The sequence below is a fragment of the Rothia endophytica genome (genome assembly GCF_039543885.1).
Classification (GTDB): Bacteria; Actinomycetota; Actinomycetes; order Actinomycetales; family Micrococcaceae; genus Rothia; species Rothia endophytica.
This window is the reverse complement of sequence record NZ_BAABKP010000001.1, coordinates 827,964-853,494: the sequence shown is the minus strand read 5'-3', so window position 1 is coordinate 853,494 and position 25,531 is coordinate 827,964. Positions and strand designations below refer to the sequence as shown.

The following is a 25,531-nucleotide window of genomic DNA, read 5'->3' as shown; positions in this document are numbered from 1 at the left end:
TTCATTCTCTGGCGTAAGGAGCACCCATGCCCAAAGCACTTATTATTGTTGATGTTCAGAACGACTTTTGTGAAGGTGGTAGTTTGGCCACCGAGCGCGGCGCCGAAGTTGCTGCGCTGATTAGCGAGTATGTAGAAACCCGTCATAGTGACTACGAGGCAATCGTGGCTACCCTGGACTGGCATGTGAACCCGGGCGACCACTTCTCTGATACCCCGGATTACAAGACCTCTTGGCCTCGTCACTGTGTAGCCGAGAGCCGTGGAGCTGATACTCACGAAAATTTGGATACCGACTACATCGAAGCATTCTTCCGTAAGGGTGCCTTTGAGGCCGCTTACTCTGGGTTTGAAGGGTTACTGGCACCCGAGAACTCGGTCATGACCGGTGAGCGCGAGGCCGGAGCAGCAGTTGAGGATGAAACCCCCAAGCTTTCTCTTGATGACTGGTTACAGGAACACGAAATCACCGATGTCGACGTGGTGGGCATCGCCACCGATTTCTGCGTCAAGGCAACTGCCCTCGATGCTGTGGACGCTGGCTACGAGACACGAGTGCTCCTGGATCTCACCGCGCCGGTCTCTGAAGAGGGACAGGACGACGCCGTTGACGAACTAGAGGATGCCGGTGTGACGGTCACCGAAGTTCTGTAGGCAGTTTTGAGCATCAAAAAAATTTCGCCCAGAAGGGGTTATAAACTACTTGTTTCTACCCCCTTCTGGGCGAAAACTTTCTAGGCGAGCCCTCGCTTACTTTCTGCCCACGAACCAATCCTGCAGTTTTTCAAGTCGGGCTTGGAGTTGCTCGGCTGATGCCTGAGCGACGGCGGGGCCACCGCACATACGGCGCAGCTCGTTATGAATGGAACCGTGGGGTTTGCCGGTGCGGGCAGCCCAAGCAGCAACATTCTTAGAGAGCTGGTTACGCAGGTCCTTGAGCTGACGGTGGTCCACCACCTGCGGCGCGCTGGTGGCAGGACGCCTGGAGGCATGATCCTGCTGGCGTGCACGCAGAAGAGTGCCCACCTGGTCGGCGTCCAGTAGCCCAGGTATGCCCAGGAAGTCCTGTTCTTCGTCTGACCCCACTTCAAGACCGCCGGAAGCAAATTCACTGCCGTCAAAGAGTACACCGTGGAAGGATGCCTGAGAACCGATAGCCTCAAATTTGCCGCGCGTTAGCTGATCCGAAGCTACTTCTTCACGGTTGGCTTCTTCAATGAGGTGGTCGTCCAGGCCCTCGTTGAGCGGGTCTGCTGGCTCGTCATTGGCGCCTTTTCGATCCAAGGCGTGATCGCGTTCAGCTTCCATCTCGTTGGCTAGCATCATGAGCTGGGGAACCGAGGGCAGGAAAACCGAGGCGGTTTCGCCGCGCTTACGCGAGCGCACAAAACGTCCAATCGCCTGGGCAAAGAAGAGCGGTGTGCTGGTTGAGGTGGCATAGACGCCCACGGCTAGACGGGGCACGTCCACGCCTTCGGATACCATGCGGACTGCCACCATCCAGCGAGCCATTCCCTCGCTGAAAGCCTCAATGTTATTGGAGGCTTCTTTGTCATCGGAGAGAATGAGGGCTGGCTTTTCTCCCGTAATTTTCTGTAGCTGGGCAGCATAGGCGCGTGCGTCAGCGTGGTCGGTAGCGATGACTAGCCCACCGGCGTCCGGTACGGTGCGACGCACCTGTGTTAGACGTTTATCAGCAGCCGAGAGCACGGTAGGGATCCATTCGCCCTCAGGGTTGAGGGCAGTACGCCAGGCCTGGGCGGTCACGTCCTTGGTGAATCCCTCCCCTAGGTTGGCCGCCATTTCTTCGCCGGCGCTGGTGCGCCAGCGCATCTGACCTGAGTAGGCCATGAAAATAACCGGGCGCACCACGTGGTCTTTAAGAGCTGGGCCATAGCCGTAGGAGTAGTCAGATGTTGAGCGGCGGATGCCCTCTTTGTCCTCTTCATACTGCACAAAAGGAATAGCTGATGTGTCTGAGCGGAAGGGTGTACCGGTCAAGGCCAGACGGCGGGTGGCCGGTTCAAAGGCCTCGCGCAGACCGTCACCCCATGAGAGGGCATCACCTGCGTGGTGAATTTCATCCATGATGACCAGGGTGCGGCCATTTTCGGTGCGTGCCCTGTGCAGCATGGGTTTGTTAGCAACCTGGGAGTAGGTCAGAGCTACGCCCTGATAGCCCCGGCCCGTGGTGCCGTCTGAGTTCTTAAAGTTGGGGTCAATGGAGATACCCACTCGCGCAGCGGCATCCGCCCACTGACGCTTGAGGTGATCGGTGGGAGCCACCACGGTCATACGGTTGATAGTGCCGCGGTTAAAGAGCTCTTTCGCTACGGTGAGGGCAAAAGTTGTCTTACCCGCACCGGGGGTCGCCACCGCCATGAAGTCCCGCGGGTTCTCAGCAAAATATTTTGTCATTGCCTCTGACTGCCAGGCACGCAGTTTAGGCGCTGTGCCCCAAGCCGCTCGGTCAGGATAGGCCGGGGGTAGAGGTGCTGAGCCTTCTCCAAAGAGTGTGGGCTGTGCATCTGACATGGTGAGTCCCTTCCCTCGCAATGACGCTGTGCCCAAAGGGGCACCAGAAAAGTTTAGCCCCATTCGGTCAGGAATGGGGCTAGAAAAACTACCGGCTTGGTCACGCCGATAAGTTTCTATCTGCCTTGAGTCGTTAAGGTGCTGTGATGACAGATAGTTCAGCGGTGACAGTGCGCCCCGCCACATTGTAGATCGTTACCAACCTATCAGGGACGGCTGGCAAAGGTACCTGCGCATGAGTGTAGCAAGGGCGCAATGGGGGAAGCGCCCCTGCTACAGGTAGGGTTTTAGTTGTCGTCTTGCCCCGGTGCTAGACCTTCGTAGATCTCCTTGCACTCTGGGCAGACCGGGAATTTTTCGGGATCACGGCCCGGTGTCCATTTTTTGCCACACAGAGCTCTGACCGGCTTTCCGGTGAGGGCTGATTCCATGATCTTTTCTTTGCGGACATAGTGGGAGAAACGTTCGTGATCACCTGGTTCAACGTCCTGAACTTCTTCGCGTTCTAGTAGTGCTGTGCCACCGGTTCGTTGGGTTTCGGGGAAGGGATCTTCGATTCCGGGAATGGAGGACATGGCTTTCCTTTCGTGGGTTTCTTCCTAGTGTAATGGAGCTACTAGCCCTGTTAGCCGAAGCGGGCAACACGCTGCAACGCATCTGCCGCATGTTGCTCAAAGCGACGTGACCCTAGCTTGATCCCCAGGATCAAGATGATGAGGCCAAGTATGAGCATGGCACCACCACCGAGCCATCCCCACAGAGGGTTCCCTGTGATTTCTTGGGCCAGTAGCCCTGCCCCGCCGGGGAAAGAGAGCACCATAGGGATAAACATGATCAGACCACGGACAAGTGCCTTCGCAAAACCATCGGGCTGTTTAGGTGTTTTCCAGGGACTGGAGCCGGGCGGAGGTGCCGGAACCGAGAAATACATATCCGATAACGCGGAGACACCTAAGCTCACGAAGAAAACCCCAACCGTGGTCAACATAATCGGAGCAAGGTAAACAGTCTGCTGGCTCACCAGTACATAGATCAAGCTACCAATGACCAGCAAGGGCAGATAAATCATGAGCATGGCATAGAGTCGCCCCAGTCGGTCTTCAATCCCGCGTAGGGGTGCCAGCACATGCATGGAGAAGGCGGTGTTTTCATAGGAAATTAGGTAGGCAAAGATATACCCGGCAAAAGCTGGTAGAAAGACTGTCAGGAAGAACTGCCCGATGATATTACTGCCCGTTTCTGAAGAAGGCATGGAGGTGCCCATAAAAATGAACATTGTATAAAAGAGGGGCACCATCAGGATATTGAGGTTACACCGGGTGTCCTTGAACATCATATGGAGAACACGAGCTGTAATAGCCCATCTGGGCTTGTCAGGGAAGAGCCCCATTAAGCCAAGCTTGCCCGCCTCTGAGATGGTAGCGGCCTTATGGGGGGTTAATGCCCCGACGTTAGCCATGGTCTTTTCCATTGCACGTCGCCACATCGCCCAGGCAAGAGCCAGGTAGACCAGACTAATAAGTACCAGTAAACCGGCTGTGCCCCAGTGCCCCTGCCCTGCATGAACAGCCACCGCCCAGGGAGCCGCGAAAGGTGTCCATTGCAGGGAGGAAACCACCGTGGGTAGCCGGTCAATCATTGAATAGAGCCCAGTGACTGCACCCATCATGATGGGGCCCAGCATGACCAAAATGCTAAAGCTAATAATGGTGAGAAGATTAGTGACACCGCGGCGGGCTCTCATAGGGATAGAAAGCTGTGTAATCAGGCGCGATACCACCACAACTAGCGCAAGACCCAGCACCAGTGAAAGCGGGTAGAAGGCTAGGGCCCAGCCGGTGCTGGTCAGCGACGTGGCCGCGGCCAGACTCATCATAAGGGTGACTGCTCCGGGGATTCCCACGAAAGCTCCCAGCATCTGCCCGCCCATAAGCTGGGGAGCAGTCAAGGGGTAGGGTGCCAGACGCTCAGGGTCCAGGGTCGCGTCGGCGGCCGCCGCTACCAGAGGTACAATCCACCAGATGAGGGAAAGTACGGTAGCAAACAGCACCATAAAAGTGAGGGACCAGGTTTTTTCAACGGTAAGGCCCAAAGCCCCCAGTCCAAAGGCTGCACCCAGTGCGTAGAGACCTCCGAAGGCTACACCGACGATCACCCACACATTTTTGCTGGTGAAAAGGGCAGCGAAATTGGCCCATTTGAGTTTTAGGAGGACTGCAACCATGAAATACCCTCCGACACCACTCTGCCACCGACCAGGCTAACAAATCGTTCTTCAAGGCTCTGCCCTGCTCTGACCTCATCCACCGTGCCTGAAGCAAGAATGCGGCCCTTATCCATGATGGCAACATGATCGCATAGACGCTGCACTAGATCCATGACGTGGGAGGAAATAATGACCGTACCTCCGCCAGCCACATAGGCTCGCAATATGTCTTGAATATTCGATGCTGAAACAGGGTCCACCGCTTCAAAGGGCTCGTCAAGTACCAGCAGTTGCGGCGCATGAATCATGGCGCACGCTAGGGCCACTTTTTTGGTCATACCGGCTGAGTAGTCAGCGACCTGTTGGCCTGCAGCCCCGGTGAGGTCCATGGCTATTAGCAGGTCACGGGTACGCTGAGCCACTGTTTGCCGATCTAACCCATGAAGCCGACCGGCGAAAGTGATCAATTGCTCACCGGTCAATTTATCGAAGAGGTGGACGCTATCTGGTAGCACCCCTACCTTACGTTTAGCGTCCAGCGGCTGCGCCCAGATGTCTGCCCCGCCAATGAGCACCTGGCCCTGGGTAGGTTTGAGCATACCGGTAGCCATAGAGAGAGAGGTGGTCTTACCCGCCCCATTGCGCCCCACCAGCCCGTAAAACGAGCCGCGGGGAACGGTCAGGTTAATTCCATCAACGACAGCTCTTTGGTCAAAAATCTTGACCAGAGACCGTATATCGAGTGCTGGGGTTCCTTGGCTCTGGGGAGCTACCTCAGCATCTACGATGTTGTCCGTTATCTGCGAAGCTACCTGGGCATGTGCAGCGGGTTGCTGTAACGATTCATCGTGAGCTGGAACAGCGCTGTGGGGAAAGTTTTCTTCACTCATACCCTCCATAGTAGTGAAACAGCGCACTAATTCCCTCCCCCGTCAGGGGAATTATCGTTTTTTCGGCTTATCGATATTCTATAGCCGTGTGAATCTAGAACAGGGCAGTCATTAGAGCTGACCGGGCTTTAGTAACGCGGGGGTCGCTGGAACCTACCACTGTAAACAACTCCAGCAAACGTTCGCGCACCGAAGTTTTAGCTTCAGTATCAACGGCTTTAAAGAGGCGCAGCAAGCGCGCAAAAGCGTCCTCAACGTGCCCACCAGCTATATCGAGATCAGCCACATTGAGATGCGCCTGCACATCAGTGGGGTCAGCAGCAGCCTTCTCACGCTCATCAGCGAGATTCAGCCCAGCTACGCGTTCCAGAAGATGCACCTGTGCTAGACCAATCTTGGCATCAGAGTCTGCGGGGTTCTCGTTGAGTGCACGGGTGTAGGCCGAAGTAGCAGCGGCATAATCCCCTCGGTCAAGGGCATCAATTGCCTCCGCATGCAGAGGCGGCAGGGGCTTTTCCTCTTCAGATACCACCGGTTCAAACCCCCCACGGAGACCCTGTTGGGCAGCCAGTTGAAGCACCTGTCCCAGGACGTCCGTCAACGCCTCAGTGTCAACAGGGCCGTTGAAGAGCGGGGCTGGGCGACCACCAATGATTGCTACCGCCGCTGGCACACCCTGAATTTGAAAAGCCTGCCCAATTTCAGGTGCTTTGGTGATATCTACAGCTGCCAGCAGAAGATTGCCACCCGCAGAATTAACGAGTGCCTCCGCCTGTTCTAGCATCGAGACCGATGCTGGTGAGTGCGGTGCCCACAGGGCAAAAATTACGGCACCCTGATTGGAAAGCTGCACCAACTGCTGGAAGCTCTCAGCGTCCGTTACATCCACGCGCCAGCTGGGTTCTCCCGCTGCTGGTGCATGAGAAGGAGCTAGCGAGTCGTTCTGATCTTGTAGAGAAACACTTAATTCCGGGGCATTACGCACAGAGGCGGGAAGGTGTTCTGCAGAAAATTCGTTGTTAGCGGTGCTCATGGTGGTCTCCTGATTAAAGCTAGATTCTGTACTCCATGGTGCCAAACAAATCAGGGTATGCCCACCCCAGCGGGTTTTTTCTAGCCTAAGGCTGAATCAGGTATACAGTGGTAGAAAACCAGCCTTACCAGTTACGAAAATAGCCCATGCCAAAAATTCCGCGTCCCCGCCGTTTGCGCTTTTTAAATCGCAGAGCTTCTTCCCAGAGATCACCGAAGAGTGATTTTCCAATATCTGGTTCGGGTGCTGAAGCACAGCAAGAATGGTTCACGCTCCCAGCGATTCCAGGGGCTCTCCCCCGGCACCGCTTTGTGCTACCCGATGAGCCCACCACGGTAGAAACTGAAGATATCGGCACCGGTGAGCAACCCCGTTGGTCAAGATCAGCTCGTGTTCCAGATGGCAAAGCTCGGCACATCACCAACCCCATTTATTTTGGGTTTATGGTGACAGTGGGAGTGGGCTTTGCCTTGCTCTGCTACTACCTGATGATCAACGTTGGGGCTCTAGCGGGCTGGCTAACAGGAGCTGTCTTTATTGGTTTGGGCCTTGACCCCATGGTGAGAAAGCTAGAAAAGCTCGGGATCCCCCGGGGCTTCGGTGTAGGCACTGTGTTCCTTGCCTTTACAGCCTTCCTTTCAGCTATCATTTTCTGGGTGATACCGGTGATTGCCCGCCAGGCTATTACTTTCATCAACGGCTTCCCCCAACAGTTCGAAAACTTCCTCAACTCAGATTTCTTTGAGGGGCTCGATAGCCGCTATAACATTCGCACAGCAGTCGATGCTGAGGTCGATAAGTTCTTTGCCGATATCACGGCTGATTCTTCAGTGATGAGTAGCTTTTTTAATTCGCTGATCAATGCAGGTTCCACTCTGGCAGAATTTCTCACCGGCACTATCATTGTTCTCTTTTTATCGGGCTACGTCCTGGCTTCGCTGCCCACAATCAAAGCCTGGGGAGTTCGTTTAGCTCCTGCATCCAAACGGGAAAGGGTGGCAGACCTCACAGAGAAAATTACCAGCTCAGTTGGCCAGTACGTCTCAGGTCAGGCGGTGGTAGCGGTCTGTAATGCGTCCTTCGCCCTAGTAGTGATGCTTCTAGTGGGAGTGCCCTTCCCCCACTTGCTCATGCTCTTTGTGCTTATCCTTGCCTTCATTCCCCTGGTGGGTGGGGTGAGCGCCGCAGCCCTTGTATCGCTAGTAGCTCTTCTAGAAAGCTGGCAGACTGCTGTCTTCTTTTTGATCCCCTACTTGATCTACTTGCAGATCGAGGCATACTTCATTTCTCCGCGAATTATGAGCAAAGCCGTAGCTGTGCCGGGTGGGGTGGCCGTCATCGCTGTGGCAGCCGGTGCCGCCCTCTGGGGTGTACTCGGCGCCATTATTGCTATCCCCGTTGCCGCGTCCTTGCTCATCTTGCTCCGCGAAGTGCTCATCCCCCGCCAAGACACCCTCTAGGTCTACAGAAGGAAGAGCTTCTACCAGAGTCTGCGCGTCTCCCAGCAATGTTTATGCCAGTGGCGCCGCTCTTCGATGGCTCTTTGTTTACCAAAGATGTGATCTTGCTGCCAGACCACCAGGTGAGCGGTACCGGGGATAATGGAACGTTTGCATTCGGGACACTTATAGGTCTTGATAGCGTTGACTGAAGGAATGTACTGAACGAACCACTCTCCATCCCCTGCCTTCTCGATGTAGGGTGCAGGGTCTAAGATGCGCGAGATATCCCGCCCCGGGGGGCGAGCTTTCTGCCATTTGCTGGGAACAGGGCCAGAATTATTTTTGCGGGATGCGGGGTGGGCTTTACGGGGCATGCTCACTATTTTCTCACGGATTGTGGGCCAGTAGGCTGAAGGCCTAGACCTGGGTGCTAGAGTGGTACGGTGCGTTTAGTATTTGCTGATTGTTCTGTTGACTATATGGGTAGACTTTCTGCTCATCTGCCCCGCGCCACCCGCCTCTTGGTGGTGAAGAATGACGGGTCAGTGCTTATTCACTCGGATGGCGGTTCCTACAAGCCGCTGAACTGGATGAGCCCACCTGCTCGCCTACATATTGCCGACCGAGTTGAAATAGACAGCACCTCCTTAGCCGATGAGCTGGACAGTGATGTCTGTGAGCTCTGGACGGTACAGGCGGCTAAAACCGATGACCGCTTGGTGATTAGAGTTTTCGAGAAGATCAACGAAATGAGCCATGACTTGGGCAGTGACCCCGGGCTCATTAAAGACGGTGTTGAAGCTGACCTCCAGCGCCTGCTATCTGATCAGATTGAGCTCTTAGGCTCGGGCTATCGCATGGTTCGCCGCGAGTACCCCACCGCTATTGGTCCCGTTGATATCCTCGCTAAAGACGCGTCGGGAGTTTCCGTTGCTGTTGAGCTCAAGCGTGTGGGCGATATTGACGGTGTTGAGCAGCTAACTCGCTACCTTGAACTTCTTAACCGTGACCCTCTGCTGGCTCCAGTACAGGGTGTTTTTGCCGCGCAGCGTATTAAGCCTCAAGCTCGCACGCTGGCTGAGGACAGGGGCATTCGCTGCGTATCCCTTGACTATGACGCTATGCGCGGGGTGGATGATGTGGAGTCCCGCCTCTTTTAGTGATTGGGTTGCAACTAGCCCACCCTTCAGAAAGCTTTTTGCTCTGATGGCATTAAAAACAAAAGCCGGGCTTCCCCACATGCGTGGGGAAGCCCGGCTTTTGTGCAACCTAAATGGTCGCGTGCTTAGCTGCGATGGTGACTCGATCGTTTGAAACGGTCAAGAAACCTTCGTGCAGGCGGGTCACGTTCTTCTCGCCGGTAACCGACTCGATAAGAAGTTCGCCGTCTTCAGCTAGAAGAGCCATGGTGGGGATGTGACCGGGCATGATACCGATGTCACCGTTGACGGTGCGAGCACGTAGGTACTTCGCTTCGCCAGCCCACACGACCGATTGGCGTGAAACGACTTCTACTTTGAGTGCCATGATTACTTGGCTCCAGACTGTGCCTTGAGTTCCTCGTAACGGCGCATAACGTCGTCCATACCACCGATGTTGTAGAAGGCCTGCTCGGGGATGTGGTCTACATCGCCGCGGCAGATCATCTGGAATGATTCGATGGTCTCCTTCACCGAAACGGTTGAACCCTCAACACCGGTGAACTGTTTAGCAGTGTAGGTGTTCTGTGAGAGGAACTGCTCGATACGGCGGGCACGGGAAACAACGACCTTCTGCTCTTCGGAAAGTTCGTCCACACCAAGAATCGCGATAATGTCCTGGAGTTCCTTGTTTTCCTGCAGAATTGCCTTGACCTGAATCGCAGTATCGTAGTGATCCTGACCGATGTACTGGGGGTCCAGAATACGTGAGGTCGAGGTCAGCGGATCGATTGCGGGGTAGAGACCGCGTGAAGCAATTTCACGTGAGAGCTCAGTGGTCGCATCGAGGTGCGCGAAGGTGGTCGCGGGTGCGGGGTCAGTGTAGTCATCCGCGGGTACGTAGATAGCCTGCATCGAGGTAATGGAGTGACCACGAGTTGAGGTAATACGTTCCTGCAGCAGACCCATTTCATCTGCCAGGTTGGGCTGGTAGCCCACTGCAGAAGGCATACGACCCAGAAGGGTTGAAACTTCTGAACCTGCCTGGGTGAAACGGAAGATGTTATCAACGAAGAGCAGAACGTCCTGGTTCTGAACATCGCGGAAGTACTCCGCCATGGTCAGACCGGTCAGTGCTACGCGCAGACGAGTTCCAGGGGGTTCGTCCATCTGGCCGAATACGAGGGCGGTGTCTTTGAGGACACCTGCCTCTTCCATTTCAACCCAGAGGTCATTACCTTCGCGGGTACGCTCGCCAACACCGGTGAACACTGAGGTACCACCGAAGTTTCGAGCAACACGCGTGATCATTTCCTGAATCAGAACGGTCTTGCCAACGCCGGCGCCACCGAACAGACCGATCTTACCGCCCTTAATGTAGGGGGTCAGAAGGTCGATGGACTTAATACCGGTCTCCAGCATTTCGGTTGAACCTTCAAGGTCAGCGAAGTTGGGAGCAGAACGGTGGATAGGCCAGTAGGTGTCAGCCTTGATCTCATCATTGGATACGTCCAGGGCATCGCCCAGAACGTTGAAGATGTGGCCCTTAACGCCGTCGCCCACGGGGACGGAGATAGGAGCACCGGTATCCACTACAGCCTGACCGCGCACGAGGCCGTCAGTCTGCTGGAGTGAAATTGCGCGTACCAGCGAATCACCGAGGTGCTGAGCAGTCTCGAAGGTGATTTTGCGGGTGGTGCCGTTGAGGGTAAGGTCAGCGGTCAGCGCGTTGTAAATGTCAGGTACCTGGCCGGCAGGGAACTCAACGTCGACGACGGGGCCGATAACGCGAGCAATACGACCGGTTGCGCCCTGAGTCGGCTGTGCAGCCGATTCGTTCAGAGTTGCAGTCATTGTTCTCACTTACTTGTGTAGAGCGTGGAAAAGTTGTCTTCGAAGTTTAGGAGGCGAGTGCGTCCGCGCCGCCAACAATTTCGCTCAGTTCCTGAGTAATCTCAGCCTGGCGAGCGTTGTTCATCAGGCGAGTGTACTTCTTGATGAGATCGTCAGCGTTGTCACCTGCGGACTTCATCGCCCGCTGGCGTGAAGCAAGTTCAGACGCTGCGGCCTCAAGGAGGCAAGCGTAAATTCGAGAAGCGACGTAACGGGGCAGAAGTTCATCGAGTACTTCCTGAGGGTTCGGTTCGAATTCAAAGACTGAATTCTGTTCGAACTGATCGTTCTCAAGGTGTTCACCGGGAACAATTTCTTCCCCCAGAGCGCGAGCGTCAGCTACCACGATAGGTAGCAGGCGCAGAACGCGGGTTTCCTGGGTCACCATTGAAACGAACTCGGTGTAGACGATATGAAGGTCATCTACCTCGCCGCTTTCAAAGGCTGAAAGAATGGCATCGCGGGCAGCTACAGCCATCTCCACGTTGGGGTTATCGGTGTTGCCTTCCCACGCCTGCTCGTACTCACGTTCACGGAAGTCAAAGTAGGACTTTGCCTTTCGCCCCATGAGGTAGAGCTTGACCTCGCGCCCTTCACCGCGGAGCTTCTCAATGAGCCCCTCAGTTTTTTTAAGGACGGAGGATGAGTAGGAGCCAGCAAGACCGCGGTCGCTGGTCAGAACCAGTACCGCTGAACGGCCACTACTGCCTTTGCTACCAGATGCAAGTAGCGGGTGCTCAATGTGATGCTGGGTAGCAATGGCGGTGACGGCCTTGGTCAGCGCGTTAGCGTAGGGGCTTGCCGCCTCTGAACTCTTACGCGCTTTGCTGATACGTGAGGTCGCGATCATCTCCATCGCCTTGAAGATTTTCTTCATAGACGATGTTGAAGTAATCTTTTGGCGGTAAACCCTAATCTGGGCTCCCATATAGATTCCTTTCGTTCCCTGCTTTGATGGTGCTCAGCTCATAGAAGAGATGAGCACCAACAAAACTCGGGTAAATCGCTAACCGATGATTTCCTGTGAGACGTCACCGTCTACGAGTGGCTTGTGCTCCTCGTGACCAGCCTCAACCAGGTGGCTTGAGCCCTCTGAACGGAAACCGGCCTTGAAGTCTGCGATGGCAGTCTTCAGAGCGTTGACGGTTTCGTCTTCAAGCTTGCCGCTAGCTGCAATGTCCTGCAGAACGGAGGTTGAACGGCGCAAGTGATCCAGGAATTCTGTTTCAAAGCGCAGGACGTCAGAAACTTCTACATCGTCCAGGTAGCCATTGGTGCCAGCCCAGATGGAAACAACCTGATCTTCAACCGCGTAAGGAGTGTACTGGGGCTGACGCAGCAGCTCGGTCAGGCGAGCACCGCGGGTCAACTGAGCCTTTGAAGCGTCGTCCAGGTCGGATGCAAACATAGCGAATGCTTCCATTGCGCGGTACTGAGCAAGGTCAAGCTTGAGGGTACCGGAGACCTTCTTCATTGCCTTGGTCTGTGCTGCGCCACCCACACGGGAAACAGAAATACCTACGTCGACTGCGGGACGCTGGTTAGCGTTGAACAGGTCTGACTGCAAGAAAATCTGGCCGTCGGTGATGGAGATGACGTTGGTGGGAATGAAGGCCGAAACATCGTTAGCCTTGGTTTCGATGATCGGGAAGCCGGTCATAGAACCTGCGCCCAGCTCATCTGAGAGCTTTGCACAGCGCTCGAGCAGACGGGAGTGGAGGTAGAAGACGTCGCCGGGGTAAGCCTCGCGGCCCGGCGGGCGGCGGAGCAGAAGTGAAACCGCACGGTAAGCTTCTGCCTGCTTTGAGAGATCATCAAAGATGATGAGAACGTGCTTGCCGCCGTACATCCAGTGCTGGCCGATGGCGCTACCGGTGTAAGGTGCCAAGTACTTGAAGCCTGCTGCATCTGATGCAGGAGAAGCGACGATGGTGGTGTAATCCAGCGCGCCCTTCTGCTTCAGGGTTTCACGGACGGCCGCGATGGTCGAAGCCTTTTGGCCGATTGCTACGTAAACGCAACGAACCTGCTTGTTAGGGTCACCGGTTTCCCAGTTATCCTTCTGGTTCAGAATGGTATCAACTGCGATGGCAGTTTTACCGGTCTGGCGGTCACCAATGATGAGCTGACGCTGTCCACGACCAATGGGAATCATGGCGTCGATAGCCTTGAGACCGGTCTGGAGGGGCTCGTGCACTGACTTACGCGCAGTAACGCCAGGTGCCTGAAGTTCCAGGGCACGGCGGCCTTCAGCTTCAATCTCGCCCAGGTCATCAATGGGGTTGCCCAGGGGGTCAACGACACGACCCAGGTAGGCGTCGCCTACGGGTACGGACAGAACTTCACCGGTGCGGTGAACTTCCTGGCCTTCTTCGATGCCGGTGAAGTCGCCCAGGACGATTGCACCGATGTCGCGGGTATCAAGGTTCTGTGCCAGGCCAAGGGTGCCATCTTCGAAGCGAAGAAGCTCGTTAGCCATTACTGAGGGAAGACCCTCGACGCGTGCGATGCCGTCGGATGCTGATGCAACACGACCCACCTCTACGCGCTCTGCATTGCCGGGTTCGTAAGACGCTGCGAATTCGTTCAGCGCGTTACGGACATCATCGGCATTGATGGTCAAATCGGCCATCTTATGTCCCTGCTCTCCTAATTGGTTGATGGTCTGCACTGAATGGGTGCGTCCATCTAAACTTGCAAGACGTAGGTTCCCGCCCGCCATCAGTGGATGAACGGGAACTCGCTACTGCCTTATGTATCTTCTAAATCACCGTCGTAAACGGTTTGTCACACTGCCTATGCGAAGGATCGGCTGAGATCTGCTAGGCGGGTTGAAAGAGTGCCATCAATGACCTCGTCCCCTACCTGAACACGCAGACCGCCCAGAACCGAAGGATCGACAGTGATATCGAGCTTTAGGTCCTTACCGTAGGTTGTGTTGAGTGAACCCTGCAGCTTAGCAATTTGCTCAGCTGAGAGTGCCTCAGCGGCAGTTACTCGTGCAATCCAACGGTTTTGACGCTTGACGATGATTTCAACAAACTCATTAGCCAGGCGAGCTGCGGTGCTACCGCGAGTCGCTGAGCCAACTCGTTCGAGCAGAAGCTTGCCCTCTTCAGTGGTAACCTGACCACCAAGATTAACTGCGAGCTTCTTGAGTGCTTCTTTGCTTGCCCTGCTGTCAGCTAGCGCTGACTGAGCCTCCGCTGAGCTATTGACGGTGTTGACAAAAGTCAACAGTTCGTTGACGACTGCGTCCAGTGCATCTGCACCGCCGCGCTGCTCAGCTGACATCGCAATCGCGGTCACGGCAGTTTTTTCAAGAGCATCTGCCAGGTCTCGCTCGGAGCTCCAGCGTGCCTCTGCAGCTGCAGAAACGACGTTGAGAGCGCCTTCTGAAACCTTGCCGCTCAAAACTGCGCGGGCAATACCGGCGCGCTGTTCCGCTTCGCGAGAAGGATCGGTTAGACCTCGCCTCAAGCCACCGTTGCCATCGATAAGATCGACGACAGCGAAAAGCTCTGCTGCGAGGTGGTTGGGGTTAGAGGCAGTATTATCTGCCAGAACCTGTTCCACCTTGTTCAGTGATTCAGTTGATACTGCTGACATTAGCGAGTAGCACCTGCCTGCTGCTGTGCATCGAGATCAGCAAGAAAACGGTCGACCACACGTGATGAACGCTGATCGTCAGCGAGTGACTCGCCAACAATCTTGCCTGCTAGTGCAGTCGCAAGGGTTCCAACTTCGGTGCGAAGTGAAGCCTGTGCAGATGCACGTTCAGCGGCAATAGTCTTCTGTGCGTTCTCGGTGATGCGAGCGGCCTCAACCGATGCACGTTCCTTGGCTTCAGCGATGATGCTGTCACCTTCGGCACGGGCCTCTTCACGAATTTTCTGAGCCTCAAGTCGAGCGCTTTCAAGCTGCTGACCGTACTCTTCGCGTGCTGCTGCTGCTTCTGCTTGGGCCTTTTCAGCCTTAGCAAGACCGCCTTCGATTGCTTCCTTACGGTCCTGGTAAATCTTTTCGAATGCCGGGACGACGTACTTGGTAACGATGAAGAGGAGGATCAGGAACCCAATGGCGGTAATGGCGATTTCCCAAATGTTGGGGATGAGAGGATTAGCGCCCTCTTCCGCAGCCATTAGAAAAGACATAGGGGTTTTTCCTGTTCTATAGATTGGTCAAGTAGGTTCGACATCAGTCGAACATTACATAATGAATGCCAGGACCAGACCAAGAATTGCCAGTGCTTCAACCAGAGCGAAGCCCAGGAACAGCATGGGCTGCAGGGTCTTCTGTGACTCGGGCTGACGGGCAACGCTGGTCATGTAAGCAGCGAAGATCAGACCTACGCCGATGCCGCCGCCGATAGCTGAGAGACCGTAGCCGATTGCGGTAAGTGAACCTTCCATGGTTTTTCCTTTCACAGAGCCCACGTGGGTGTTATGTGGGCAGAGTATTTATTTGGATAACTACCCGCTTGCACGGGTCGCTGTATTCATCTACTACGGTGAGCAGCAGAGAAAATCTTTAGTGGCCTTCTGAAACCGAGCCCTGCAGATAAACCGCGAGGAGCAGGGTGAAGACGTAGGCCTGGATGCACTGAATCATCAGCTCCAGGAAGAAGAGGAAGATGCCCAGGACACCAGAACCAACCGATGCCAGTGCAGCGAAGCCGCCTGCCTCCATGATGAGGTACTGGGTCAGTGAGGCGGCAACCATAATCGCCAAGTGACCACCGAACATGGTGGCGAAGAGACGAAGAGCATGGGTGGCTGGGCGGATCAACATGTTGGACATGAACTCAATGGGAATGAGGATGACATAGATGACCGGAGGAACACCGGATGGCATAGTCATGTCCTTGAAGAAAGTACCCAGACCTTTTCGCTTAATACCAACACCAACCCAGGTCACATAAGCAATGATCGCCAGTGCGTAGGCTGAGCCTACATATGACATGGTGGGCAGCTGAATCAGCGGAATGGAACCGTAAAGGTTGTTGACCAGGATGAAGAAGAATGCTGTAAAGAGCAACGGCACGAAGGGCTTATAGGCGTGAGCGCCGATAATTTCTTTCCCCAGGCTGTTGCGTGCCATACCGTAACCCATTTCGCCAATGAACTGGGTGCGGGAAGGAACCATGGCACGCTTGCGAGCGGCATACATAAAGAAGCCTGCCACAATGACCACCGACAACATCACCAAGAGCATCTGCTTGCCAAAAGCAAACGAGCCGATCTCGAAGATTGCAGGTAGGTGCATGTCATCAATCGTGGGAGCTTGATAGCCCTGCTGTTCTCCAGCTGCAACAACTAGCCCGTTTGAAATCAAGGCAAGTCCTTTCTTGCTACTTGTTGGCCGCTTGCGCAACCTCATAGGTGTTCAAAGAATCAAAAGTATGTGTGGTCTCTTATTGAAAAGAGATATTTATTTTTGGTGCGTCTGTCGCATGTGGAGGAAAACCAAGTAGACACCACCAAAGGCGCCAATAAGAACTCCTACCCACCGAATCCAAGAGGCTCCGAGCAAGTGGTCCAAGCCATAGCCTACCAAACCCCAGACCGCTATGCCGATAATGACATAGAGAAGCGTCATAAAGGCACCAGCAGTACCTCCTCCGGCAATTAATTCGCCGGTTGAGCGAAGCTTCTTATCCTGGCTATACCAGGTGTCCTTATCTTCTTTCAACAGCCGCTCACTTTCCTTCAGTCAGTTGCGTCAAAGTACAGCAGTCGTTGCTTGGTGATGACGTACGCTTCAAGCCCCAGCTGCAGAAGAATCGCGATAAGGGCCGCTACCATCATCCAGCCGTTCCTGAAACCATCGGGTACAGGAGCGAGAATCAACAGCAGCGTAAAGATAACTACCTTCACCACATAAGCGATAACCAGTGAACGCGCGGCCGATGTCATCGACCGTCGCTCCCCCACAAGCACCGTTACGATGCTGATCAGGAAACTAAGATAGACGATACCTACACCGGTTAGAAAGCCACCAGCGCCGTCAACGCCTTCTATTATCGCTCCAATAATCGTACCGATAATGGCCAAGATTACAAAAGATAGTGTCACGTAACACAGGATGCGCCACCACGGCATCTGGCCAACGGGCGGGTTACCGAATAATCGATGCACCTTTAACCTTTCTCAGAGCTGAGGGAAGGGACAGGTAGATCCCCAATAGACACACCACGAGGAGTGCTGACCAGATGGCATCCTGAGTCTCAAAAGGTAGAGCGAGAACCGTGATAGCTGTAATGACCAGGGTAAATACTGTTACCAAAGACGCGCTACCAATATGACTCAGTCCGCAGTCCGTAAGCTGTTGATAGACGTGGGTGCGGTGGGGTTTGTACCACTGCTCCCCCCTGAGTACTCGCCGCAAGAGAGTTACACCGGTATCAGTCAGATAGACCAGTAGGGGCGCCAGGATGTACTCAAGATAGATTCCCGACAGGAAGGCGCCGATAGCCATTGAAGCGATGGCTCCACCCAGGAAGTAGGACCCTGCATCCCCCAGAAAAACATTCTTGCCGGTGCGCACGTTCCAGGGCAAGAAGGCAAGGTAGGCTGCAGCTAGGGCGGCGCCACCTCCTATGAGCCAGGGTGTCGAGTTTGCCCAGCCTGCGTAGCTGTAGGCCAACCCAACAGCAAAGCCGTGTAGCCCTGAAATGCCGTTGATGCCATCCATAAAATTGGTGACATTGATATAAGCAGCTACAGCGATGACCCCCAGCGGTAACCACCATACAGGGGTGCCCAGAACATAGGTGAGACCTAAAGTGACGATCACACCAATCAGCACCTGAGCCCCAGCTCGCACCTTAATAGAGACACCGCGGTAGTCCTCAAGCCAGCCGAGAAGCCCAGCGGACATCATGCCAAAGAGAACGCACAGGGCAACCGAGCGATCAGTATAAATTTGCCCATCAAGCAAGGCAATGACGTACCCCAAAAGGACTGCTAGCGCCGTTGCTAAGCCCATTCCGCGATAGACCGGAGAGGTATGAGATGAGCGCTCTGTTGGGATGTCTACAAGGTTCCAACGGTGCAAGAGTGGTCGTACTGCGAAGGGCAGGAGAAGACCCGCCACGGCAGCTACCCCACCGGCTACCAGAATAAGGAGCAAAAGCTCAGAGTTCATTGCCTACTCACCCTGCCCTGCGTGGTCAATACGTTCATAGCCTCTGTGCTCCCGGTAGTTTCTAAACCAGAGGGCGTAATCCAGCTCGCTAGGTGCCTGTACGGGTGCTTTGGCATGCAAGATATAGGGGTTAAGCTCGCTTCTGCGGGCCTCTTCGCCCGCGCCGAAGAGCACTTCGTCCTTTTTCTCGCCGGGACGAAGCCCGATGATGTCAATCTCGACATCGTAACGCTCGTACATACGGCGCATGTGCTCAGCAATCTTGAGAATTGATACCGGTTTACCCATATCGAGCACCAGCACTTCACCACTATCACCAATATGTCCTGCCAGCATCACTAAGAGGCAGGCGTCTGAGATGAGCATAAAGAAACGGGTGGCCTCTTCGTGGGTGACCGTAATGGGCCCCCCATCCTGTATTTGCTGAGTAAAGAGGGGTTTGATAGAACCTCTAGAGCCAAAAACATTACCGAAGCGTACGGACACATATTTCTTGCCGGTTTGCTGACCATACCAACTGGTAAGCATCTCAGCAGTTCGTTTGGACTGGCCCAAAGCCGTAGTAGGATCAGCAGCTTTATCTGTTGAGACGTTAACGAAAACTTCAACATCTACTTCAGAGGCAGCCTTGAGAACATTCCCTGTGCCCAGCACATTAGTTTTGTAGGCTTCCTTAGGATAAGCCTCAAGAGCCGACACATGTTTAAGTGCCGCAGCATGGAATACAACCTGAGGTTGACGTTCAAGAAAAACTGCCCTGATGGCATCCGCATCGCGTACATCAGCTAGCACAATGGAACGATCATCAAGACTAGAAAGACCGGTCAGAGAGTATTTTGTATCCATGAGCAGGGATTCATCGCGGTCCAGCATCATCAGTTCAGCTGGAGCGTACTTACTGAGTTGCCGGCAGAGTTCAGAGCCAATCGAACCACCGGCTCCTGTTACCAGAACCCGTTTACCCTTAACATAGGAGGCAATAGCGTCCCGATTAATCTGGTAATCAATTTTTCCACGGATATTCTCGAGAAGGTAACGGTCGTTGTTAGCCAGCTCCTCCCCCTTAATACCCGAGATGTCAGGAATGGCAGAAGTGATGCGAAGAGTTTCTACGCCCAGCTCTTTCATTGCCTGGGTGACCCTCATCAGACGACGCTCTGAGATGTTATCTCCAATAGCAATGAGGACTTTACTGACGTGCAGACGTTTGACCAACTGCGGGAGCTCTGCGCTTTCGCCGGCGACATGCACCGAATGGATCCGCGCATTTCTCATCGACGGATCATCATCGACAATTGCTACCGGACGGTACTTGGATTTGGGGTCCGACATGAGATTAGAAACCACATTTCGCCCCAAGAAGCCCGCTCCAAAAACGATGACCGGCTCAGAGCTATCCAAATCAGGCCGGTTAGTGTGGTCCTCATACATGCGTTTGACGTAACGCAGCCCCATCATGAGCAAAATAGCGATGGGGAAGGCAATAATCACTACAGAACGCGGAACACCAATATGACGGGCGGATAGTAATAGAACGAACTGGATGGTAATGACGTTGGCAACCACTAGAGGATAGAGGATGCGACCTTCATGGAAGCTGCCATAAGAGTAGCGATCGCGGTAGAGCCCAGCGCAGAGACCAAAACCCAGCTGCAATACGACGGCTAGTGAGGCAATAAGAGCTAAACCACTACCATCGATCTGCCCGATATCAAGTCCGTATCGCAGAATAAAAGCTACGGGAAGGGCGACCAGCCAAGCTACTGAGTCAAGCCCCATCTGAATGTACTTCCACCAGGTTTTGCGTTCATAGGTGTTGGGGAGCACGGGCATGCTGGCTGTTTGCAAGGATGCTTCTTTAGCCACGGTCTCCCTCTCGCTGGACTACTGCTGTTTTGCCGCGCGTCACGGCTCTAAAGATCTTTTTTCGAACATACTCTGGAACGAAACGGTAGACAGAACGAACGGTGATGTTTCGTGCCCACTGAAGTTTTGATAAAGCTCCACCGTTATAGAGTCTGCGCTGCACCTCGTAATCCTTGGAAAAAGCAACAAGCCCTCCACGCCGAGCGTAGGCTTCAGTGACCCGGTAGGCGACCAGAGGCTCCTGGACGTTGCCAAAGATAAAACCGGCTTTATTCATGCGCACCCACAGCCAGTAATCCTCTGCCCCAGGAACTTCGGTGTAGCTCCCCACGGCAAGAACCGCTGATTTCCTGAACACAACGGTAGGGTGCAACATAGGGTTGCGGGTTGCAAAGGTACTGCTGATAGTCCGAGGGTGGGAAGGTGCCGACCGGACAGACTCCACCACTTCTGGATCGGTAAGGAACTCATTCATCGCTGATCCGACAACATCGTAAGTGCAGTTGGCTATCAGAGGGATTTGAACGTCAAAGCGATGGGGCAGTGAAATGTCATCAGCATCAGCCCGCGCAACAATATCGTGAGCACAGGCGTCCAGGCCTTCACGCAAAGCGGCGGCTAAACCAAAATTCTGCGGCAGCGCCAGGCGCTTAACTGGCATGGATGCAGAAGCTTCGAATTCATCGAGTACCGCCGAGAGTTCAGCAGAGAGAGGCCCGTCTTCAACCAGAACTACTTCATCAGGGCGCAGACTCTGCGCTTCTGTATTAGACCGCAGGGCGTCCTTAAGCTGGTGTGCCTTATCTTTCGCGTACACGCTCATGAGCAGACTGAAAGCAGCACTATCAGAGCGGTGACTTCTTTGCCTTTGAGAGGAATTAACGGTTTCCAGGTCATAGACATCAGCCAGCACCTGATCGTTACTGCGGTAGCCGCGAGCGGCATCCCTCACTCCCTTGAGAAAGTAACCGGTGTAGGTCTTCTTATCGCTGGTGCGGAGTAGAGTACTCGCCCATAACCTGGCGGTTGAACCACCGTAGAGCAGCTTTTCTAGTGGGCTCAGCGTGCGTCGTGCGCAGAAAACCCAAAGCTTGTTCCGTACGTCATTATAAAAGCGGGGCCCGGGGTTGGCATCGGTGGTACCAAAAGTTTTGGTGTGGTGCAGAGCCACGGATTTTTCAGTGGCAATAGCATTGCCGTGATGGGCGAGGCGAGTGGTGTACTCGAAGTCATCATTCCAAATGAAGAAATCAGCCAGAGGCAGCTCAGTGGCCCGCATAGCTGCGGCGTCCAGCAGAACCGAGACGAATGACGCCGAGCGGATGGGGCGAGCTCCCACCGCGGCCGCTTTCTGGGTGCGCTCCTTACCGGCTGCGAACATAGTACGCATGGTGTTCATGGGGTGGTCGCGGCCGTCGTCCCACACCACCTTGGAGGCCACAAAAACGGGACGTTCACTTCGAACCGGTGAGTAATCCGCCCAGGCCCGATAGGCCTCGCTCAGGGTATTGGCGGTCGGTTCAGTGTCATCGTCCATCACCCATACGAGATCCGCCTGATGGCGTGCCAAAGCTCGGTCAATCCCTACCGCGAACCCTCCGGCACCACCCACGTTCTGAGGTAAATGCACGATATCGGTATTCAGCTCGTTGCGCAGTGAGTCAAGATAGTCGCTAGTGCCGTCTGTTGATGCGTTGTTGATAATCACAACGGTGTGCGGCACTAGTTGACCGCACGCTATTCCAGCTAAAGTTTGGGGAAGCAAGTCTAGACGGTTGTAAGTAACAACCACCGCCACAATGCGTTCTGAGCGAGCAGCGTGTGCTGCTGCGGGTTCACCGGGAGAAACCATTGAAACCTGCTAGATCCTTTCAGCGGGTGGTAGCCTGTTCAAGCTGTGCGGCACAATCACCGCATAATCTTCTAAAGTTTACCTAACTTCTAGCTTAAACTATCTACAGCCAGCCGGTGAGCGCACAAGATACGGGCTTTTCTCAGGGTTGCTTACGGGGTTTTACCGGCACTGTATGACACCCTAGAGGTAAACCCGCACAGGTGCGGGAGCTTATTTGAACCGATGGGACACACTATGGCAGATACTTCCTGGAAAATCATTGGCGCGAGTGGGTTTGTTGGCTCATCTATTTTGGCTAGGCTGACGACTGAAGGTCTCACGGTAGATGCAATCGAGGCCCCCCGGCTAGTTACCCGTGAAACAGACCCTCAACAGCTCATTAGCGACGCCCGCAAGCTAGAAGGCATCATCAACTCCCTTGCAGATTCCTTCGCCGGTTGCGATGTCGTCATCAATGCCTCCGGTCTAGCAGCCCCGGATCAGGAAGATTTAGCGCCCTTACTCGGTGCCAACGCCCTACTGCCAGCCGTTATCGCTATCGCAGCTCAGCGTACCGGGGTTCGCAGACTGATTCACATGAGTTCAGCCGCTGTGCTGGGACCGGTTCCCGTGCTCACAGATACACCAGAAACTAACCCCTTCTCTGCGTATTCCTTCTCCAAAGCACTGGGCGAAGAAGTACTGCTCGGCTTGCGCTCCTTCATTGAAGAAAAAGCCGCCCAGGGAACAGCACCGGGCTCTGCCGCATCGCAGTTTCCAGCAGCTCCCTCCCACGCCCCTGCCCAGGTAGCTCGCCATCACGCCCTTGAAATTTGTATACTGCGAGCAACTAGCGTGCAGGGGCAAGGCCGCCGCACCACCCAAGCTTTCGCTAAGATTGCCTCTTCTCCCCTAGCCTCAGTTGCCGGGGACGGTCAGCACCGCACTCCCGTCTCGTCAAACTACGCCCTAGCAGAGTTCACCGCCATGGTAGGAGCTTTTGACGGCGAGCTGCCCCCCATCGTCCTTCAACCCTGGGAGTGCGCCACCACTGAATCAGTGCTCATCGATGCTGGACGACGCCGCCCGATGCGCTTTCCCGAAAAATTCTGCCGCGCCCTGCTAAGTGCCGGCTACAAAGCCTCACACTACGTAGGTGACAGGCTAACTGGCCCCGTGCGCCGCCTCGAAGTCATGTGGTTCGGTCAGGACGTCGATGACAGCTGGGCGCGCACTAACGGTCTCATTCCTACCGCCCGCGTTTCAGAGGTGCTACGCACCGCCCACAGTTCGCTGGGCAAAAAATCAGACCGCCGCTTCGCGGACTAAGTCTTGGTGGGAGAACGGGGAAGCTGATCGGCACGGTATGGGCAGGATGGTCGGGGCTGGCGTGAATCGCCGAGTGAGCGCCAGCGAAGCGGTCGAGAGGATTAGCTTGCCCATACCGTGGGGTTAGCGTCAACAGTTTGGACAAGCTCTACCAGAATAAGCAAAAAAGGGGGGCCCATGGGATCCCCCCTTTTGTTTAGAAAATCTAGCTGATGGAGTGGGGCTTAGCCGGCCTGTTCCTCAGCCTCAGTGCCTTCGGGTGAAGTGCTTTCGGGCAGTTCTGTTTCGCTATCGGAAAGCACCTCAGCTGCCCCCGGTGCGGCGCCGAAAACTAGGTTCCTGGCAGCATCAACCGAGTAGGGTTTGGTGCTATCCCGCACCACTTTCGTCTCAGGAGCCTGAGCATGCAACACACGTCGCTGGTCTATCCCGGCAACCCCTGAGGCACCCACCAAGCCCGCAGCAACAGTGCCGCTCTCGGGCGCCGATGCACGCCGAGCCAGCGGCTCTGCATCGGCTGACTCTAGCGCATGGTCATCGGCCTGATCCATGGCGAGCTGAGTTTCAGTAGTCGCGGCCTGCGCTTCACGCGCTGCCTGCTCCTGGGCCTCTACCTCAGCACGAGTCATGAGGTTAGGTACCACCTCGCGCAGGCGCTCTACCGAAATTGCGCCTTCACGCACGATGACCAGACGGTCAGAGGTGCAGTCAACAATGGTGGAGGGCAGAACAGAAGCAGGGTCAAACCCTTCCCCTCGTTCGAGCGGCCTGGGCCCACCATCAAAGATAACCTCGACATCATTGCCCAGCTGTTCCATCGCTTCCTCAGCGGTCGTAGCTGCCGGGCGTCCGGTCTTATTAGCTGAAGAGACAGCAAGCGGGCCAAGGTGACGCAGAAGTTCAATAGCCGTGGGATCATCGGGTACGCGCAGGGCAACCGTTCCCTGGGTCTCCCCCAAATCCCAGTTCAGCGAAGGCTGAGCATAGAAAATCAGGGTCAACGCACCGGGCCAGAACTCGGCGGCCAGCGCCGCGGCGTCCTCAGATACACCGTCTGCCAGACCAGCAAGCACTGACTCGTTAAAAATCAAAACGGGCGGTGGCATCTGACGGCTACGACCCTTGGCTGCCAGGAGCGCAGAAACCCCCTCAACGGAGAAAGCGTCAGCAGCGATTCCATAGACCGTATCGGTGGGAATCACCACGGTCTTATGAGAGCTAATCGCTGCCTTGGCAGTCTCAACCGCTTCGCGGCGGGAGGTCTCATTGGTGGTGGTAATAATGGTTGCGTTCACGCTCATCATTCTTTCACACTCGGAGGGGCAGGCAAGGGTTTATAGCCGCTGGTATGACGCGGTTTACCGGCAAAGTCATCTATTGATTCTATACGCTCAAAACCGGTCCGCTTGAAGGCAGTTACCATGAGTTCCCGCTGAGTTTCAGCATGTTCAATGATGAAATAGCCCCCCGGAGTTAGCAGGTCAAAAGCTCGGGCGGTGATGGCTCGGGGCATTTTCATACCGTCCTCCCCACCGCCGTACAGAGCTAAGTTGGGATCATGATCGCGTACCTCTGGGTCTCGAGGAACAGCGCCATCGGGGATATAGGGTGGGTTCGAGGCAACCACTGTTACCTGCCCCAGCAGTTCTGGCAGGGCAGTCAGGGCGTCCCCCTGCACCAGGTGAACAGCGTGCTCAGCTAGATTACGCTGCGCCCAGGCAGCAGCATCAGAGGACAGCTCAACGGCGTGGACGCTGGCACCTGCCAGTTCTGCCGCCAAGCTAGCAGCAATGGCGCCGGAGCCTGCGCAAAGATCCACTACCACCCCGGTACTTCCCTGGTTTACCAGTGAGAGGTAGGCGGTCTTGGCATGTTCAACCAGCAGTTCGGTTTCAGGTCGAGGCACGAAAACTCCGGGGCCAACGCTCAGCGTCAGTCCGCGGAAGTGCGCCTGACCCGTCAAGTGTTGCAGGGGTAATCTGTCTCCGCGCAAGTTAATGAGACTTTCAAAGCCTTCAGGAACCGCAGACCCCATCAGCGCTAAAGCCTGAACCCGGCCACGAGATACCGGCTCTTTCCCAGACTTTTCCAGGAGGAAAGCAGCTAATAACTCAGCGTCCACCTGACCAGATTCAATACCACAGCTCTGCAGGTATACGCCACCCCGGCGAAGGGCTGTTGCCAGCTCTTCACCGGGGTGCAGTGAAAACTCACCCACG

The 25,531-nt window shown here is 55.0% G+C and carries 25 protein-coding genes; 4 read left to right on the top strand and 21 right to left on the bottom strand.

Translation table 11 applies throughout. The features are described 5' to 3' along the window. Nucleotides 1-26 precede the first annotated feature (26 nt). Entirely contained in the window at nucleotides 27-653 is a 627-nt protein-coding gene (locus ABD982_RS03825) for an isochorismatase family protein (protein ID WP_251378992.1), read from the top strand. A gap of 96 nt (nucleotides 654-749) precedes the next feature. Here the strand turns inward: ABD982_RS03825 and ABD982_RS03820 are convergent, their stop codons facing one another. From ABD982_RS03820 to ABD982_RS03800, 5 genes are all read right to left on the bottom strand, one after another. Continuing rightward, a complete protein-coding gene (locus ABD982_RS03820; RefSeq protein WP_345444874.1) occupies nucleotides 750-2,534 on the bottom strand; it encodes a DEAD/DEAH box helicase in 1,785 nt (594 codons plus the stop codon). A gap of 287 nt (nucleotides 2,535-2,821) precedes the next feature. Then, nucleotides 2,822-3,109 (bottom strand): DUF3039 domain-containing protein, encoded by a 288-nt coding sequence (locus ABD982_RS03815; RefSeq protein WP_251378994.1) that lies wholly within the window; start codon nucleotides 3,107-3,109, stop codon nucleotides 2,822-2,824. A 50-nt stretch (nucleotides 3,110-3,159) separates the two neighbouring features. After that, nucleotides 3,160-4,758, bottom strand: coding sequence for a hypothetical protein (locus tag ABD982_RS03810; protein ID WP_345444872.1), 1,599 nt, complete (start codon nucleotides 4,756-4,758; stop codon nucleotides 3,160-3,162). After that, complete coding sequence (locus ABD982_RS03805) at nucleotides 4,740-5,630, bottom strand: ABC transporter ATP-binding protein (protein ID WP_345444870.1); 891 nt, start codon at nucleotides 5,628-5,630, stop codon at nucleotides 4,740-4,742. The genes ABD982_RS03810 and ABD982_RS03805 overlap by 19 nt, the downstream gene beginning before the upstream one ends. A gap of 94 nt (nucleotides 5,631-5,724) precedes the next feature. Further along, the gene (locus ABD982_RS03800) at nucleotides 5,725-6,663 is read right to left on the bottom strand and encodes a tetratricopeptide repeat protein (protein ID WP_345444868.1); all 939 of its coding nucleotides are present in this window, start codon (nucleotides 6,661-6,663) and stop codon (nucleotides 5,725-5,727) included. Between the two features lie 311 nt (nucleotides 6,664-6,974). Here ABD982_RS03800 and ABD982_RS03795 point away from each other — a divergent pair, with 311 nt between their 5' ends. After that, nucleotides 6,975-8,123, top strand: coding sequence for an AI-2E family transporter (locus ABD982_RS03795; RefSeq protein ID WP_345444866.1), 1,149 nt, complete (start codon nucleotides 6,975-6,977; stop codon nucleotides 8,121-8,123). 20 nt (nucleotides 8,124-8,143) lie between these two features. Here the strand turns inward: ABD982_RS03795 and ABD982_RS03790 are convergent, their stop codons facing one another. Beyond that, nucleotides 8,144-8,479 carry an ATP/GTP-binding protein gene (locus ABD982_RS03790; protein ID WP_345444864.1) on the bottom strand — a complete coding sequence of 112 codons (336 nt, stop codon included), beginning with the start codon at nucleotides 8,477-8,479 and terminating at the stop codon, nucleotides 8,144-8,146. Nucleotides 8,480-8,548: 69 nt separating this feature from the next. On the opposite strand from ABD982_RS03790, the gene nucS reads away from it, so the two are divergent. Next, on the top strand, nucleotides 8,549-9,265 hold the full coding sequence (gene nucS / locus ABD982_RS03785) for an endonuclease NucS (RefSeq protein ID WP_251379000.1): 717 nt from the start codon (nucleotides 8,549-8,551) through the stop codon (nucleotides 9,263-9,265). Between the two features lie 109 nt (nucleotides 9,266-9,374). Here nucS and ABD982_RS03780 read toward each other — a convergent pair whose 3' ends face one another. From ABD982_RS03780 to ABD982_RS03720, 13 genes are all read right to left on the bottom strand, one after another. After that, a complete protein-coding gene (locus tag ABD982_RS03780) occupies nucleotides 9,375-9,632 on the bottom strand; it encodes a F0F1 ATP synthase subunit epsilon (RefSeq protein ID WP_345444862.1) in 258 nt (85 codons plus the stop codon). A gap of 2 nt (nucleotides 9,633-9,634) precedes the next feature. Continuing rightward, nucleotides 9,635-11,098: a F0F1 ATP synthase subunit beta gene (gene atpD / locus ABD982_RS03775; protein WP_251379002.1), complete on the bottom strand. Its 1,464-nt coding sequence runs from the start codon at nucleotides 11,096-11,098 to the stop codon at nucleotides 9,635-9,637. Nucleotides 11,099-11,144: 46 nt separating this feature from the next. Then, nucleotides 11,145-12,065: a F0F1 ATP synthase subunit gamma gene (locus ABD982_RS03770; protein ID WP_251379003.1), complete on the bottom strand. Its 921-nt coding sequence runs from the start codon at nucleotides 12,063-12,065 to the stop codon at nucleotides 11,145-11,147. 78 nt (nucleotides 12,066-12,143) lie between these two features. Next, nucleotides 12,144-13,769 carry a F0F1 ATP synthase subunit alpha gene (gene atpA / locus ABD982_RS03765; protein WP_345444859.1) on the bottom strand — a complete coding sequence of 542 codons (1,626 nt, stop codon included), beginning with the start codon at nucleotides 13,767-13,769 and terminating at the stop codon, nucleotides 12,144-12,146. A 164-nt stretch (nucleotides 13,770-13,933) separates the two neighbouring features. Beyond that, nucleotides 13,934-14,746: a F0F1 ATP synthase subunit delta gene (locus ABD982_RS03760; RefSeq protein WP_251379005.1), complete on the bottom strand. Its 813-nt coding sequence runs from the start codon at nucleotides 14,744-14,746 to the stop codon at nucleotides 13,934-13,936. After that, nucleotides 14,746-15,291: a F0F1 ATP synthase subunit B gene (locus tag ABD982_RS03755; RefSeq protein ID WP_251379006.1), complete on the bottom strand. Its 546-nt coding sequence runs from the start codon at nucleotides 15,289-15,291 to the stop codon at nucleotides 14,746-14,748. The genes ABD982_RS03760 and ABD982_RS03755 overlap by 1 nt, the downstream gene beginning before the upstream one ends. 54 nt (nucleotides 15,292-15,345) lie before the next feature. Then, complete coding sequence (gene atpE / locus ABD982_RS03750; protein ID WP_237204036.1) at nucleotides 15,346-15,549, bottom strand: ATP synthase F0 subunit C; 204 nt, start codon at nucleotides 15,547-15,549, stop codon at nucleotides 15,346-15,348. Nucleotides 15,550-15,667: 118 nt separating this feature from the next. Next, nucleotides 15,668-16,471 (bottom strand): F0F1 ATP synthase subunit A, encoded by an 804-nt coding sequence (gene atpB, locus ABD982_RS03745; protein ID WP_251379007.1) that lies wholly within the window; start codon nucleotides 16,469-16,471, stop codon nucleotides 15,668-15,670. Nucleotides 16,472-16,567: 96 nt separating this feature from the next. After that, a complete protein-coding gene (locus ABD982_RS03740; protein ID WP_251379008.1) occupies nucleotides 16,568-16,828 on the bottom strand; it encodes a hypothetical protein in 261 nt (86 codons plus the stop codon). 17 nt (nucleotides 16,829-16,845) lie between these two features. Continuing rightward, nucleotides 16,846-17,238 (bottom strand): Cg1360 family ATP-synthase-associated protein, encoded by a 393-nt coding sequence (locus tag ABD982_RS11385; protein WP_486374957.1) that lies wholly within the window; start codon nucleotides 17,236-17,238, stop codon nucleotides 16,846-16,848. Between the two features lie 16 nt (nucleotides 17,239-17,254). Next, nucleotides 17,255-18,283, bottom strand: coding sequence for an MraY family glycosyltransferase (locus tag ABD982_RS03730; RefSeq protein WP_251379010.1), 1,029 nt, complete (start codon nucleotides 18,281-18,283; stop codon nucleotides 17,255-17,257). 3 nt (nucleotides 18,284-18,286) lie between these two features. Further along, the gene (locus ABD982_RS03725) at nucleotides 18,287-20,149 is read right to left on the bottom strand and encodes a nucleoside-diphosphate sugar epimerase/dehydratase (RefSeq protein WP_345444851.1); all 1,863 of its coding nucleotides are present in this window, start codon (nucleotides 20,147-20,149) and stop codon (nucleotides 18,287-18,289) included. Continuing rightward, complete coding sequence (locus tag ABD982_RS03720) at nucleotides 20,142-22,001, bottom strand: glycosyltransferase (RefSeq protein ID WP_345444849.1); 1,860 nt, start codon at nucleotides 21,999-22,001, stop codon at nucleotides 20,142-20,144. Before ABD982_RS03720 ends, ABD982_RS03725 begins: the two co-directional genes overlap by 8 nt. A gap of 237 nt (nucleotides 22,002-22,238) precedes the next feature. Between ABD982_RS03720 and ABD982_RS03715 the strand changes: the two genes are divergently transcribed. Next, nucleotides 22,239-23,312, top strand: a complete 1,074-nt coding sequence (locus ABD982_RS03715; RefSeq protein WP_345444847.1) for an NAD-dependent epimerase/dehydratase family protein — start codon at nucleotides 22,239-22,241, stop codon at nucleotides 23,310-23,312. A 224-nt stretch (nucleotides 23,313-23,536) separates the two neighbouring features. On the opposite strand, the gene ABD982_RS03710 is transcribed toward ABD982_RS03715, so the two are convergent. Continuing rightward, nucleotides 23,537-24,613: an L-threonylcarbamoyladenylate synthase gene (locus ABD982_RS03710; RefSeq protein WP_425570007.1), complete on the bottom strand. Its 1,077-nt coding sequence runs from the start codon at nucleotides 24,611-24,613 to the stop codon at nucleotides 23,537-23,539. Continuing rightward, nucleotides 24,613-25,530 carry a peptide chain release factor N(5)-glutamine methyltransferase gene (gene prmC, locus ABD982_RS03705; RefSeq protein WP_345444843.1) on the bottom strand — a complete coding sequence of 306 codons (918 nt, stop codon included), beginning with the start codon at nucleotides 25,528-25,530 and terminating at the stop codon, nucleotides 24,613-24,615. Before prmC ends, ABD982_RS03710 begins: the two co-directional genes overlap by 1 nt. Nucleotide 25,531: the final 1 nt, after the last annotated feature.

What these genes read in the sequence shown, in the direction of transcription:
- ABD982_RS03815 (WP_251378994.1), bottom strand. Translation starts at nt 3,109, where the DNA reads ATGTCCTCCATTCCCGGAATCGAAGATCCCTTCCCCGAAACCCAACGA.
- ABD982_RS11385 (WP_486374957.1), bottom strand. Translation starts at nt 17,238, where the DNA reads ATGCCGTGGTGGCGCATCCTGTGTTACGTGACACTATCTTTTGTAATC.
- atpE (WP_237204036.1), bottom strand. Translation starts at nt 15,549, where the DNA reads ATGGAAGGTTCACTTACCGCAATCGGCTACGGTCTCTCAGCTATCGGC.
- ABD982_RS03720 (WP_345444849.1), bottom strand. Translation starts at nt 22,001, where the DNA reads ATGGTTTCTCCCGGTGAACCCGCAGCAGCACACGCTGCTCGCTCAGAA.
- ABD982_RS03820 (WP_345444874.1), bottom strand. Translation starts at nt 2,534, where the DNA reads ATGTCAGATGCACAGCCCACACTCTTTGGAGAAGGCTCAGCACCTCTA.
- ABD982_RS03800 (WP_345444868.1), bottom strand. Translation starts at nt 6,663, where the DNA reads ATGAGCACCGCTAACAACGAATTTTCTGCAGAACACCTTCCCGCCTCT.
- ABD982_RS03780 (WP_345444862.1), bottom strand. Translation starts at nt 9,632, where the DNA reads ATGGCACTCAAAGTAGAAGTCGTTTCACGCCAATCGGTCGTGTGGGCT.
- ABD982_RS03790 (WP_345444864.1), bottom strand. Translation starts at nt 8,479, where the DNA reads ATGCCCCGTAAAGCCCACCCCGCATCCCGCAAAAATAATTCTGGCCCT.
- atpA (WP_345444859.1), bottom strand. Translation starts at nt 13,769, where the DNA reads ATGGCCGATTTGACCATCAATGCCGATGATGTCCGTAACGCGCTGAAC.
- ABD982_RS03825 (WP_251378992.1), top strand. Translation starts at nt 27, where the DNA reads ATGCCCAAAGCACTTATTATTGTTGATGTTCAGAACGACTTTTGTGAA.
- ABD982_RS03810 (WP_345444872.1), bottom strand. Translation starts at nt 4,758, where the DNA reads ATGGTTGCAGTCCTCCTAAAACTCAAATGGGCCAATTTCGCTGCCCTT.
- ABD982_RS03760 (WP_251379005.1), bottom strand. Translation starts at nt 14,746, where the DNA reads ATGTCAGCAGTATCAACTGAATCACTGAACAAGGTGGAACAGGTTCTG.
- ABD982_RS03710 (WP_425570007.1), bottom strand. Translation starts at nt 24,613, where the DNA reads ATGAGCGTGAACGCAACCATTATTACCACCACCAATGAGACCTCCCGC.
- ABD982_RS03770 (WP_251379003.1), bottom strand. Translation starts at nt 12,065, where the DNA reads ATGGGAGCCCAGATTAGGGTTTACCGCCAAAAGATTACTTCAACATCG.
- ABD982_RS03730 (WP_251379010.1), bottom strand. Translation starts at nt 18,283, where the DNA reads ATGAACTCTGAGCTTTTGCTCCTTATTCTGGTAGCCGGTGGGGTAGCT.
- ABD982_RS03715 (WP_345444847.1), top strand. Translation starts at nt 22,239, where the DNA reads ATGGCAGATACTTCCTGGAAAATCATTGGCGCGAGTGGGTTTGTTGGC.
- atpD (WP_251379002.1), bottom strand. Translation starts at nt 11,098, where the DNA reads ATGACTGCAACTCTGAACGAATCGGCTGCACAGCCGACTCAGGGCGCA.
- ABD982_RS03755 (WP_251379006.1), bottom strand. Translation starts at nt 15,291, where the DNA reads ATGTCTTTTCTAATGGCTGCGGAAGAGGGCGCTAATCCTCTCATCCCC.
- ABD982_RS03805 (WP_345444870.1), bottom strand. Translation starts at nt 5,630, where the DNA reads ATGAGTGAAGAAAACTTTCCCCACAGCGCTGTTCCAGCTCACGATGAA.